General features: G+C 60.3%; 10 protein-coding genes. 6 read left to right on the top strand and 4 right to left on the bottom strand.

Annotated features, from left to right (window positions below; all coding sequences use genetic code 11):
- Positions 1-196: 196 nt before the first annotated feature.
- The 6 genes from kdsB (at position 197) to RC54_RS09830 (ending at position 7,084) form a co-directional block, all read left to right on the top strand.
- On the top strand, positions 197-1,477 hold the full coding sequence (gene kdsB, locus RC54_RS09855; protein ID WP_082686015.1) for a 3-deoxy-manno-octulosonate cytidylyltransferase: 1,281 nt from the start codon (positions 197-199) through the stop codon (positions 1,475-1,477).
- Positions 1,478-1,515: 38 nt separating this feature from the next.
- Positions 1,516-2,463 (top strand): KpsF/GutQ family sugar-phosphate isomerase, encoded by a 948-nt coding sequence (locus tag RC54_RS09850; protein ID WP_174526057.1) that lies wholly within the window; start codon positions 1,516-1,518, stop codon positions 2,461-2,463.
- Between the two features lie 102 nt (positions 2,464-2,565).
- Complete coding sequence (kdsA, locus tag RC54_RS09845) at positions 2,566-3,405, top strand: 3-deoxy-8-phosphooctulonate synthase (RefSeq protein ID WP_061788800.1); 840 nt, start codon at positions 2,566-2,568, stop codon at positions 3,403-3,405.
- A gap of 49 nt (positions 3,406-3,454) precedes the next feature.
- Positions 3,455-4,888 (top strand): lipopolysaccharide biosynthesis protein, encoded by a 1,434-nt coding sequence (locus tag RC54_RS09840; protein ID WP_058895190.1) that lies wholly within the window; start codon positions 3,455-3,457, stop codon positions 4,886-4,888.
- Between the two features lie 22 nt (positions 4,889-4,910).
- The gene (locus tag RC54_RS09835) at positions 4,911-5,705 is read left to right on the top strand and encodes a glycosyltransferase family 2 protein (protein ID WP_061788799.1); all 795 of its coding nucleotides are present in this window, start codon (positions 4,911-4,913) and stop codon (positions 5,703-5,705) included.
- 11 nt (positions 5,706-5,716) lie between these two features.
- Positions 5,717-7,084, top strand: coding sequence for a capsular polysaccharide export protein, LipB/KpsS family (locus RC54_RS09830; RefSeq protein ID WP_061788798.1), 1,368 nt, complete (start codon positions 5,717-5,719; stop codon positions 7,082-7,084).
- A gap of 66 nt (positions 7,085-7,150) precedes the next feature.
- On the opposite strand, the gene RC54_RS09825 is transcribed toward RC54_RS09830, so the two are convergent.
- The 4 genes from RC54_RS09825 to RC54_RS09810 all read right to left on the bottom strand — a co-directional run bounded on the left by RC54_RS09825 (position 7,151) and on the right by RC54_RS09810 (position 12,156).
- Positions 7,151-8,578, bottom strand: coding sequence for a mannose-1-phosphate guanylyltransferase/mannose-6-phosphate isomerase (locus RC54_RS09825; protein ID WP_058895187.1), 1,428 nt, complete (start codon positions 8,576-8,578; stop codon positions 7,151-7,153).
- A complete protein-coding gene (locus RC54_RS09820; protein ID WP_017450896.1) occupies positions 8,578-9,714 on the bottom strand; it encodes a nucleotidyltransferase family protein in 1,137 nt (378 codons plus the stop codon). The genes RC54_RS09825 and RC54_RS09820 overlap by 1 nt, the downstream gene beginning before the upstream one ends.
- A 68-nt stretch (positions 9,715-9,782) precedes the next feature.
- Entirely contained in the window at positions 9,783-10,931 is a 1,149-nt protein-coding gene (locus RC54_RS09815; protein ID WP_058897535.1) for a WecB/TagA/CpsF family glycosyltransferase, read from the bottom strand.
- Between the two features lie 34 nt (positions 10,932-10,965).
- On the bottom strand, positions 10,966-12,156 hold the full coding sequence (locus RC54_RS09810) for a glycosyltransferase family 2 protein (RefSeq protein ID WP_058895186.1): 1,191 nt from the start codon (positions 12,154-12,156) through the stop codon (positions 10,966-10,968).
- Between the last annotated feature and the right edge of the window lie 438 nt (positions 12,157-12,594).

The raw sequence follows: 12,594 nt of genomic DNA, 5'->3' as shown, positions 1-12,594 counted from the left end.
ACGGGATTTGAACAATTGAACCAAGATTCTGCTCATGCCACCCCAGAGACCCATTCTGGGAGAGAGCATGAGCACGCATCGAGCGCACTCAACCTCTCCTCTGAAAGCACTGCCATGACCCTCACTACCGTATCGAACTGGCTCAAGACTGCGCCCGCAGCGGCAATGTACGCCGTGGCCTGCGCCTGAGGACGTCATGCACTGTATCGCTGTCATTCCGGCCCGCTTCGGCTCCAGTCGCCTGCCCGGCAAGCCTCTCGCCGACATTCTGGGCAAGCCCATGATCCAGCACGTCTATGAACGTGTGAGAAGTCTCGATGAACTGGCCGACGTGGTGGTAGCCACAGACGATGAACGCATCGTTGCCGCCGTGAACGCCTTCGGAGGCAAGGCCCTGTTGACCTCGCCTCACCATCCCTCCGGCACCGACCGCCTACGCGAGGTGATGCAACACCATCCGGCCGATCTCTACCTCAACGTGCAGGGTGACGAGCCTCTGGTCAATCCGACGCACCTGCGCAGCCTGCTGCAAGCCATGCTGGCGGCCCCCCAGGTGCAGGCCGGCACGCTGTGCCATGCCATTACCGCAGGCGAGGCCGAGAACCCCAATACCGTCAAGGTAGTGCGCAACCGGGCCGGGGATGCGCTGTATTTCAGCCGCGCACGCATCCCCTTCGAACGCGAGTCCAGCGGCAAGGCCCGTTACTTCAAACATATTGGCGTGTATGCGTATCGCGCCGAACTGCTGGCCGCTTTCCCGGGATTGCCCCCCAGTGAACTGGAAGGCGCAGAAATGCTGGAACAACTGCGCATCATGGATGCCGGTTGGCAGATCCGCGTGATCGAAGTCGACCATGCGGCACCCGGCGTAGATACGCCGGCTTGCCTGGAGCGCGTGCGCGCACTCATGTCCGGTCTGCCGGACCCGGCGCTGAAGACCGGCAGCCTGGCCGACGTGAAGCTGGTCATCACCGATATCGACGGCGTACTCACCGATGGCGGCATCTGGTACGACGACAGTGGCGAATGCCTCAAGCGCTTCCACGTGCGCGATGGCATGGGCATCAAGATGCTGCAGGAAGCCGGCGTCAACGTGGCCGTGATCTCCGGTCGCGATTCGGCCACCCTGCGCCGCCGCCTGGCTGACCTGGGCATCACCGTGTTCCAACTCGGTGCCAAGGACAAGGCCGGCGCCTGCCGGGCCATCATGGAGCAATTCCAGGTCGGCCCCGAAGCCACCGCCATGATCGGTGACGACAGCATCGACCTGCCCGGCTTTGCCGCCTGCGCCTGGCCGGTGGCCGTCGATGACGCGCCGGACTACGTCAAACGTCATGCCCGCGTGGTGCTGACCAAGGCGGGCGGGCAAGGGGCCTTCCGTGAATTTTCCGATAGCGTATTGAACGCACAGAACCGTTCAGCCATCTATGACAGCGTTGCTGGATATGCCCAGGCCATGAGCCGCATGGCGCAGTAAGCCGCCCCGACATCAAACAAGTGAGAAATGAGTACAGCATGAGAACAACCGGAATCCGGGTCTTCCAGGAACAGGCGCAGGCCCTGAACATGATCGCCGAGCGCCTGGCCGATGAATTCGAGCAGGCCGTCGAATTGATGTATGCCACCCGTGGTCGGGTGATCGTCTCGGGCATGGGCAAGTCCGGCATCATCGGCAGCAAGATCGCCGCCACCCTCGCCTCCACCGGCACCTCTTCCTTCTTCGTGCACCCCGGCGAGGCCTATCACGGCGATCTTGGCATGTTCACCGAAGCCGATACCGCCATCCTGATTTCCTACAGCGGCGAAACCGAAGAAGTGATCCGCCTGATCCCCTCACTGCGCCACTTCGGGCTGCGCATCATCGCCATCGTGGGAAAACGCAACTCCACCCTGGGCAAGAACGCCGACGTGGTGCTGGATGTCTCGGTGCCACGTGAAGCCTGCCCCAACAACCTGGCGCCGACGACCTCGACCACCGCCACCCTGGTGATGGGCGATGCCCTGGCCGTGGCCTTGATCGAAAAACGCGACTTCAAACCCAATGACTTCGCCCGCTTCCATCCTGGCGGCAGCCTGGGCAAGCGCCTGCTCACGCGCGTCAAGGATGTGATGCATACCCAGGTTCCATGGGTGATGCGCGAGACACCGATCATCGACGTGATCGGCCAAATGACCGAAGGCGGCCTGGGTATGGCCCTGGTCAGTGCCGACGACAGCCGTCAAACACTGTGTGGGGTGATCACCGACGGCGACTTGCGGCGCGCCCTGGCCGCACGCAAGGACATCTATCACATCACCGCAGCCGACCTGATGAATACCTCGCCCAAGACGGTGCCGGAAAATGAGATGTTCGTCGATGCCGAGACTAAGATGCTGGAACTGAACATCACCGCCCTGGTGGCGCTCAACGAAGCGCAACATGTGGTGGGCGTACTCAAGCTGCTGGACGCCAAACGTCTGTAATTGTCTGCAATCACGGTACAAACCACAGTATCCTCCCCCTCCAGGCGCGAATCGATCGACGCCGGAATTTGAAAATCACCCTCCTGCATGAGGAAAGAGAACATGATCAAGATCAACGATATCGAGGTTGGAAACGAACTGCCCTTCGTTCTTTTCGGTGGCATCAACGTGTTGGAATCGGAACAGTTCGCCGTCGATGTCTGCGGTGAATACGTACGCATCACCAAGGAACTGGGCATTCCCTACGTTTTCAAGGCTTCCTTCGACAAGGCTAACCGTTCCTCCATCAAGAGCTATCGTGGTCCTGGCCTGGAGGCGGGCCTGAAGATCTTCGAAGCAGTCAAGAAGGTGCATGGCGTGCCGGTGCTCACCGACGTCCACGAGCCCTACCAGGCCGCCGAAGTGGCCAGCGTGTGCGACGTGCTGCAACTGCCCGCCTTCCTGGCGCGCCAGACCGACCTGGTGATCGCCTTGGCCAAGACCGGCAAGGTCATCAACATCAAGAAGCCGCAATTCGTCAGCCCGCCGCAGATGAAGAACATCGTGGAGAAATTCGAAGAAGGCGGCAATACCAACGTCATGCTGTGCGACCGCGGCGCGCAGTTCGGCTATGACAACCTGGTGGTGGACATGCTGGGCTTTGGCGTGATGAAGCAGGTCAGCGGCAACAAGCCGGTGATCTTCGACGTCACCCACGCACTGCAGCAGCGCGAATCCGGTGCGGCTGCCTCCGGCGGTCGTCGTGGCCAAGTGACCGAACTGGCACGCGCCGGCATGGCCCTGGGCCTGGCTGGCCTGTTCCTGGAAGCCCACCCCGACCCGTCCAAGGCGCTGTGTGACGGCCCCAGCGCACTGCGCCTGTCGCAGCTCAAGCCTTTCCTGGAACAGGTCAAGGCAGTCGATGAGCTGGTCAAGAACCTGCCCGAGCTGGATACCCACTGAGCATGGGGGCTGCCATTGAGGCGGGTCTGCCCGCACTGCGAGGAGCTGCATGAGCGCCGCTGCCAACGCCCGCTGGATCGCGCTGACGCAGGTCGTCAAGATCCTCTCGCAACTGGTCAACATGTTCGTGTTGACCCGCCTGATCGCCCCCTCGGAATACGGATTGATGGCCATGGCCGGGGTGGCCACCAACCTGGCCTTCGTACTGCGAGACATGGGCACGGCCGCGGCCATCATCCAGAAGGCCGAGATCAGCCAAGCCGATACCTCCTCGGTGTTCTGGCTGAACATGGCCGGCGGCACGCTGCTGATGGTCTTGCTGTTCGGCACCGCGCCCTTGCTGTCTGCCACTTTCCACGAACCGCGGCTCACCGAGGTGCTGTGGATCCTGTCGCTATCCTTCCCCATCGCAGCCAGCTCCACCGTGCACCAGGCCTTGCTGGAGCGGGTATCGCGCTTTCGCCTGGTCGCCGGGATCGAATCGACCTCTTCGCTGCTGGCGCTGCTGATAGCGCTGCTGCTGGCCTATCGCGGCCTGGGTGTGTGGAGCCTGATCGCGCAAGCCCTGCTGATGGCTGCCTGCACCACGCTCTTGATGTGGTGGTTTTCGCCGTTCCGGCCCAAGGCGATATTTGATCGCGAGGCCTTGCGCGGGGTCTTCAAGTTCAGCGGCTCGATGGCAGGACACCAGTTGGCCAGCTACCTGTTTCGCAATGCCGACAGCTTCATCGTCGGCAAAATGCTCGGCGTCACGGTGCTGGGCAATTATTCGCTGGCCTACAAACTGATGCTGTTTCCGGTCCAGAACATTTCCTGGGTGGCAGTGCGTTCACTGTTCCCAGTCATGAGCCGGCGTCAGGATGACAAGCCCTACATGGCGGCACTGACCTTACGTTCCCTCAAGCTGGTCTCCTTCATCTCCGCCCCGCTCATGTTCGGTGTGGCCGGCGTCTCCGATCTGTTCGTCGATGCTTTCCTCGGTCCCAAATGGGGCCTGGTCGGCGGCATCCTGACCTTCCTGGCGATGGTCGGTTACGTGCAGGTCATCTCCAGCATCGCCAGTCCTGTGCTCATGGCATTGGGCAAGTCGGACTGGCTGTTTCGCATGTCGATGGTGGGCACGCCCTTGCACATCGCCGCCTACATCATCGGAGCCCTGCTCGATGGCGCGCGCGGGCTGTCGATTGCCTATCTGGTGGCCGCCATCCTGATGGCCATTCCGGGCTTCTACCTGTCGGGCAAGGTGTTGTCGATCAAGCTGAGCGACGTCATCGTCAGCCTGCTGCCCTCGGCACTCAGCGGCCTTGCCATGGCGGTATTGCTGCACTATGCGCGGCATTACCTGCCGCATTATTCGGGTCACCTGCTCTTCGCCATGCTGGTGGGGATGGGTATCCTGTTCTGGGCAATCACGGTCGTCCTGTTCCAACGGCGCGAAGCTGGCGAATTCATCCAGCTGGCTTTCCGCCGACTCAAGAAATGAATCCGACTAGCGACAGAAAATCATGGAATATCTTGCCCTGATCCGCACGTTCAACAGCCTGCCGCTGGCACAGGAAGTCATCCAGTCGCTGCGCAGCCAGAGTTGCCCGCCCACGGCCATCATGGCCGTGGACAGCGGCTCCGATGCCGACCAGGCCGCAGCCCTGCGGGGCATGGTGGATGTCTGGCTCGACGTATCCGGTCAGCCTTTCAACTATTCACGTTCGATCAATCTCGGTGTGCAGGCGGCCACTCTGCCCAATGTGTTGATCATTTCTTCTCATGTGGTGCTGCGCCAGACCGATGTGATGGAACGCTTCTTCCAGGAGCTCGCCAGCAAGGGAGACCAAGTCGGCTCGCTCATTTCCAACAAATCGCAAGCCTGGCTGGTGAGGCAGGTAGGGCCTGCCAGCTTTACCGGCGTCAACGGCCTGACCAACTCCTGCAGCTTCGCACCGACTGCGCTACTGCGTGAGCTACCCTTCCGCGAAGAAGTCTTCGCCTCGGAAGACCAGGAGTGGACCAAGCGCTTCCTGGCCGTCAAGGCCGGCGGACTCACCATTGTCGAGACGGCCCTGATCGACTACCTGAACAAGAACTTCAGCTACAAGAAAAAATACAATGAAGAAATGGCCCTGGCTACCTTCGTCGATGCCCGTCGCATGGGCCTGGCGAGTATCCTGACCTGGTTGCTGAAATCGGTCTGGTCAATCGGTGTCAAGGGCGACATCGCCAAGGCCAGCCACAGATTCAAGGTAGCACTGGGACTGTTCAAGGCGCGCTTCAAGAAGCCCGACATCCATTCCAAGTATTACTAAGCGAGCTCCCCATGAAAATTGCCATCTTCGTCCTGGCCGACATGTTCGTGCCGCTCATGCTCAGCACCGGCAAGAGCCTGGAGCGCCAAGGCCATCAGGTGCGCTACCTGAACTTCCTGCCCCACGATCACAAGCTGCTGGGCAAGAACACCGACCAGCTCTATCCGCGCAACCTGGAAACCCTGGATGGGGCTGCCCAGGCGCAGGAGATCCTGTTCCCGCAGGATACCGTGCAAGAGATGGTCAACTTCATGCAAATGAAGCATGGCGGCAGCCTGACCGAGTGGCATGACCGCGTCAATACGGTGGCGCGCTATGTACAGCGCTTCCTGGAAGAGCAACAGCCCGCACTGTTCGTCGTCTGGAATGGCCAGGACCACATCGGCCAAGTCATCCGCGTGCTGTGCCAGCGCCAGAACATTCCAGTGGTCTACCTGGAAAACGGCTACTTCGCCAACACCTTGCAAGCTGACCTGGCCGGAGTCAATGCCTCGGCCACCCTGGCAGACCTGGATTACGATGCCGTGCTCGCCCTGGCCCAGGCACAGCTGTCGACAACGACGGCCGAGATAGCCGCACCAACCTGCGAAATCCGTGCGCTCACCCGCACGCAATTGGCGGCCATCGCACTGGCTCATCGCACCAACCTGGCCTATTACACTCAATATCCCGAGCAACGTGGATCCAGCCGCATCAAGACCTGGAAGATCAAGCGCGAACGGGCCGCCATTGCCAACGACCAGCTCACGCTGCCAGAACAGTTTGCCTTCGTACCGCTGCAGGTGCATGACGATACCCAGGTGCTGCTCAATTCCAGGCTGGTGCATTCGGTGGAAGAATTCTTCGAGACGGTACACGCCGCCATCCGCCGCAACTGCGGACCGGACTACCCCATCATCGTCAAGGAACATCCGGAAGACCTGGGGCGCTATGACTACAGCCAGTTGCGTCAGAAGTATCCCGATGTGATCTGGCTGCGCAAGTTCGACATCGAGCTTTTGCTGGACCGCGCCACCATGGTCTTCGTGATCAACTCTTCGGTCGGCCTGCAAGCAGTGCGTCGCAAGAAGCCCACCGTAGTATTGGGTGAATCCTTCTATTCCAAGCCGGAGATCGCCTTCGTGGTCAAGGATCTGGCACAGCTCGATAGCACCGTACAGCAGGCAGCCGCGGGCGTGGATGAGATGATGTCGGCGCGTATCGATCGCTTCCTGGCAGCGCTGGATTTGACGCTCTTCGTCAAGGGCACGTGGAAATACCCGGCGTGTGTCCAAGCCGGACCGGCGCTGGCCGAGCGTTTGCTGGCCCTGTATGCGCGCAGCCCGCAAGCCATCGGCAGCGATGGCGGTACATCGCGCGAGGTACTCGCCAACGGCTGAAGTAACCAGAGCTGGGCAACAAAAAAGGAGAGCGAGCTGCTCTCCTTTTTCATTGGCTCTGCTGCTTCAGGCGCGCTTGTAGACGTCCTCGAAGCGCACGATGTCATCCTCGCCCAGATAGCTGCCCGATTGCACCTCGATGAGGTGCAGCGGCAACTTGCCCGGATTTTCCAGGCGATGGGTCACGCCGATGGGCAGGTAGATCGATTCGTTTTCGCTCAGCAGGGTCACTTCCTCGCCGCGCGTGACCAGGGCCGATCCGCTGACCACCACCCAGTGCTCGGCACGGTGGTAATGCATCTGCAGCGACAGCTTCTCACCCGGCTTGACGATGATGCGCTTGACCTGGAAGCGCTCGCCCGCATCCACGCTTTCGTAGCTACCCCAGGGACGGAAGACGCGCTTGTGATGCACGTGTTCGGTACGCTGGGTATTCTTGAGCTTGTCGACGAAGGCTTTCACTTCCTGCACCTTGTCGCGGTGAGCCACCAGCACGACGTCATCGGTTTCCACCACCACCAGGTCTTCCACGCCCAACACGGCGACCATGCGGCTTTCGGCGCGGACCAGGGTATTTTTGACCTGGTTCAGATGAACGTCACCGCGCACCACGTTGCCCTCGGCATCGGCCGGCAGCACTTCATGCAAGGCGCTCCAGGAACCGACATCGCTCCAGCCGATGCTGGCCGGCACCACTACGGCACGCGCGGTATTTTCCATGACGGCGTAGTCGATGGATTCAGACGGTGAAGCCACAAATGAGGTTTCATCCAGACGGCAGAAATCCAGGTCGTTATAGGCCTTGGCCACGGCTTCCTTGACGGCAGCGCCGATGAGCGGGCGATGCACTTCCAGCTCGGCCAGATAGTCTCTTGCCTTGAAGAGGAACATGCCGCTGTTCCAATAATAACCGCCCTGTTGCAGGAAGCCGGTAGCGGTAGCCAGATCCGGCTTCTCGACGAAGCGCTCAACCAGGAAGTTGCCGCTGTCGGTGCCATGGGCGGCGCCGCGCAGAATGTAGCCATAACCGGTTTCAGGCTGGGTCGGTTCGATGCCGAAGGTCGCCAGTGCCCCTTGCTGCACCGACACCAGGGCGCGACGCACGGCTTCATGGAAGGCCAGCACGTCGGTGATGACGTGGTCGGCCGGCAGCACCAGCATGAGCGCTTCCGGGTCCAGACGTTGCAGGTGCAAGGCGGCAGCAGCCACGGCCGGGGCCGTGTTGCGGCCCTGTGGTTCAAGCATGATCCCCAATGGGCGCACGCCGATCTCGCGCAGTTGCTCGGCAATCATGAAGCGATGCTCATTGCCACACACGATCAGCGGCGCCTGCACTTCGGGCCAAGAACCGACGCGGGCCACGGTTTCCTGCAGCATGGTCTGTTCGCTCACCAGCGGCAGGAATTGCTTGGGATAGGCGGCGCGCGACAGCGGCCAGAGGCGGGTGCCCGAACCACCGGACAAGATGACGGGATAGATTTTGGTATTAGACATTAAGCACTCCTGGTTTCCTGAATTGCACTGCGCGGTTTTAAACGACGGTCCCGTGCATCATTCCATTGCTCGTCCGGTTGATCGGACGTATGTTTCATTGCGCCATCGTGGGTGACGCTGTAGGCCCCATAGACCACGCTATTTTCAAAGACGGTCCCGGAAGCCACGCGAGTATACTCGAACAAGACACTGCGGATCACTTTTGCGCCACTGCAGATGTGGCTGCCATGCCCGATCCAGGCCGGGCCGATGATGGTGGAGCCAGCTTCCACATGAGAACCGGCACCGATGTAGACAGGTCCCTCAATGGTAGTCCCTTCCCATTCGATACGGGTATTCAAGCCCACCCACACGCCCTCCTGGACCTGGGTGCCTGGCACATACATCTGCGCCACTTCGCCCTTCAATACGCTTTGCAGCACCGACCAGAAGTCGGTCACGTTGCCGATATCGATCCAGTTGAAGAAGCGCTTCTGGGCATAGAACGGCAATTGTTTTTCCACCAACAGCGGGAACAGGTCCGCACCGATGTCGAAGAACTTGTCCTTGGGGATCAGTTCCAGTGCGGCCGGCTCCATGATGTAGATCCCGGTGCTGGCCAAGTTGGACAGGGCCTCTTCCTGCTTGGGTTTTTCCTGGAAGGACTTGACCTTGCCATCCGGCTCGGCCACCACGATACCGTAGCTGGAGACCTGTTCCATCGGCACTTCCTTGGTGATCACGCTTACCAGCGCGCCCTTGCGGCGGTGTTCGAACAGTGCCGAATGGAGGTCCAGGTCGATCAGGGCATCGCCACAGATGACCAGCGTGGTTTCATCAAAGAAGCCGCCGAATTCCTGAATCTTCTTCATGCCGCCAGCCGAACCGATGGGGTTGGGGAAGACCTGGCCATCGTCATCCACATAACCTTCGAAGGAGTACCCAATGCGCGCACCGAAACGCTGGCCTTCGCCGAAGTAGTTTTCGATGCGGTCATGCAGATAGCTGACGTTGACCATGATGTCCTGGATGCCGAACTTCACCAGGTGTTCGATGAGGTATTCCATCACCGGCTTGCCCAGGATCGGAATCATCGGCTTGGGCAGCGCATAGGTCAGGGGACGAACGCGGGTTCCCTTGCCCGCTGCCAGAATCATTGCTTTCATGAACGCCTCTTCTATCGTCGGATGTGATTCAAAATTGCTCGTTGTGTGGACTATCCTGCTCAGGTCGAGGACGCAAGCAAATACTGTGCGCAATGCGACTCCAGCTGGTGACGCAACGATTGCGAAACACCTCGCATGGTCCACGATCGCCCAGAGGCATGGCAGGCCCCATACAACAGCATCAGCGACGCCAGGGCGGCACTATCGAGATACTCCAGTCCAGTGCAATCCAATACCAGTGGATGCGCCGCGCTTGCTGCTGCTGGCAACAGCGTGCGCAAACGCTGGATATTGGGCTGCCCCAGCGCTCCCGAGAGCTTCAGTATGCAATTTCCGTCCTCCTCCTGCAGTTGCAGGAGCGCACCATCGAACTGCGCTGGCCCAGGGGCCGAGCGGCGCGCGGCCAGCGCCAGGGGAATGACACGCTGCAACAGCAAGCTGAGCAGGCCGATGCCATCATCCCAATAGCGACGCCATAACTTGGGCTCTTCCTTGATCCGCCACAGCCATTCCAAGCCGCTCTTCTGCGCCCATGTCGGTGCGCGCGACACAGTACCGGCCACGAAGTTGACCACAGCGCCCAGGTGACTGATGAGCGGCACCCGCAAGCGCGACAGATTGTGCTGGATCCAGGCCTGTCCCTTCTTGGCACCCAGCGCGACCACCAGGAAATCGGCGCCGCTGGCATTGATGCGTTCGATGCTGGCGGCGTCGCTCATTTGTTCGATGCTGCCAAAGCCGGGGCTATCGAAGCCTACCGCCGTCATCCCCGAGGCACTGGCATTGAGCTTCTCACTGGCGGCTTGCGCCACACCGGGAGGGCCGCCGAAAAAATACACCCGCATCGGCTTCGCACCGGCCGGCAGCGTGGCCAGTCGCAAGGCCTGGAACAGCGAAGAACCAGCCACGCGCTCATTGATGGGCAAGCCAATGGCGCGTGCAATCCAGATCAGCGGCATCCCATCGGCGATGGACAGGTCACTCTGGATCACGGAGAGCCTGAACTGCGGATCCTCCAGGCAGGCAATGGCGAAATTCAGGTTGGGGGTGGAGAGAAAGCAGCGCTGCCGCCGCTCCACTGCGGTGCCGGTGATGCGCACGGCATCCTGCAGACTCACCCGATCAAACGGCAAGCCGAGAATAGCGAAGACCTCGCGATTGAAGTCAGGTATCGGCACGGCCGCGACAGGCGAAGAGATGTCTTGCACCTGTGCCACAACCTCCGATGGGATCTGGTAAGCGTTATTCCGAATCACGTTTTGACCTCACCCACGCCACTTGGCGATTGAACAGGAATTTGAAATACAAGGGCAGCTTGCGTGCCATATAACCGAACGCGCCGAGCAGCTCAGCCAGACTGATGACCTTGCGACCATAGCCGCCCCATGCCAGCAGTACCGACGCACCGATGGCGAGCAGCAGCAAGCTTGACACCAGCAAGGGCCAGCTCAATCCCAGCACCAGCCAGATGAGAAGGTTGCCGCACCAGGCAGCCACCACCAGCATGACCAGCAAGGCCAGAGGCGGCACGCTCAGATCCAAGGCCAGTGCCGCCAGGGCACCATTGCCGCGCTTAAACGCCCCTCCCAGCAGGCGCGGCACATAGGTCTGGATGACGCTGAGATGACCATGCTCCCAGCGGGTACGCTGGGTGCTCACGCCACTGTCGCTGGAGGGGAAATAGCTGTAGACCACCGCCTCTGGGCAGAACAATGGGGGCTGGCCGGCCTCGGCCAGATCCACACCCAGTTTCATGTCTTCCACGATGTGTCCGGTGGCCAGGTCGGCCTGGCTGATCTGGGGCCAGGTAAAGGCCATGCCGGTGCCCATCAATTGACAAGGCTGACCCAGCTTCTGGAACCCCAACGGGCGCACCAGGTTTTTCACCAGCCAGGCGAACTCAGCGATCTTGCGCATCGGGCCACCACCTTCGGGAGCGTGCATCAAGTACAGCGCCTGCACCGGTCGGCCGCTTTGAACGCAAGCGCGCGCCAGCTTTTCCAGGGCCTGCTCGGCGAGATAGCAGTCGGCATCGACGATGATGACCACCTCGGGGGCATCTGCCGCCAGGTGCTTGATCCCGTGATCCAGCGCGTAACCCTTGCCACGCAACTCCGCATGGGAACGTTCGGTCACTTCTGCGCCAGCGGCCCGCGCAATGGGCGCCGTCTCATCGCCGCAATTGTCGGCCACCACCAATACCCGGTCGGCCTGGCCCAACTGGGCCACGATGCCGGCCACGACCTCGCCAATGCCCCCAGCTTCATTGTGCGCCGGCACCAGGACCGCAATACGCGGGCGCGCCGCGCTCATCGCCACAGCACATGGCGCGACCCAGCGGGCAGACAGCACCTGCACCAGCAGTACCAGCACGGGCACGGCCAGCAAAGCTAAGATCAGCAACAACATCGTCTGCAGCAGTACCATGATCATCGAGGTTCCAATCCATGTAAGCATCGAGCACGCTGAAATTCAAAGTACTCGCATTTATAATTGCCTTGATGCAATCTGAACGCATGGCCCATCTTGCTTTCCAGCACAACATGCCAGTGATAGGCCGTCTTTTTATTCATTGTTCTTCCTGCCCCGCCTATTACCAAAAGTTCGGGTGCGGCCACTCTATTATGCGGCAGTCGCAGGCAGATTTGCTGCATTGCGTCAGTAATATTCTCGTCAGGAGAATGAATGATGATTCATCTTTTGCGACAGAAAAAACATCTCACTTTGTATCTTTTAACAATGCTGAGTTGCAATGCTGGATATACTTTTCGGGTGCTCAAAGAAATTACTTACATTTTTGGCGATCCATCGAACTTAATCCAACTGCCCAGATCATCGCTAATCCACACACACACAGGAGCTGCCCATGCA

Source organism: Herbaspirillum rubrisubalbicans, from assembly GCF_003719195.1.
Classification (GTDB): Bacteria; Pseudomonadota; Gammaproteobacteria; order Burkholderiales; family Burkholderiaceae_D; genus Herbaspirillum; species Herbaspirillum rubrisubalbicans.
The sequence above is the reverse complement of the archived record's forward strand: the minus strand, read 5'-3'. Positions and strand labels throughout refer to the sequence as shown.

Bases quoted from the DNA above. Each gene is read 5' to 3' on its own strand.
- kdsB (WP_082686015.1), top strand. From the start codon at position 197: ATGCACTGTATCGCTGTCATTCCGGCCCGCTTCGGCTCCAGTCGCCTG.
- RC54_RS09850 (WP_174526057.1), top strand. From the start codon at position 1,516: ATGAGAACAACCGGAATCCGGGTCTTCCAGGAACAGGCGCAGGCCCTG.
- kdsA (WP_061788800.1), top strand. From the start codon at position 2,566: ATGATCAAGATCAACGATATCGAGGTTGGAAACGAACTGCCCTTCGTT.
- RC54_RS09840 (WP_058895190.1), top strand. From the start codon at position 3,455: ATGAGCGCCGCTGCCAACGCCCGCTGGATCGCGCTGACGCAGGTCGTC.
- RC54_RS09835 (WP_061788799.1), top strand. From the start codon at position 4,911: ATGGAATATCTTGCCCTGATCCGCACGTTCAACAGCCTGCCGCTGGCA.
- RC54_RS09830 (WP_061788798.1), top strand. From the start codon at position 5,717: ATGAAAATTGCCATCTTCGTCCTGGCCGACATGTTCGTGCCGCTCATG.
- RC54_RS09825 (WP_058895187.1), bottom strand. From the start codon at position 8,578: ATGTCTAATACCAAAATCTATCCCGTCATCTTGTCCGGTGGTTCGGGC.
- RC54_RS09820 (WP_017450896.1), bottom strand. From the start codon at position 9,714: ATGATTCTGGCAGCGGGCAAGGGAACCCGCGTTCGTCCCCTGACCTAT.
- RC54_RS09810 (WP_058895186.1), bottom strand. From the start codon at position 12,156: ATGATCATGGTACTGCTGCAGACGATGTTGTTGCTGATCTTAGCTTTG.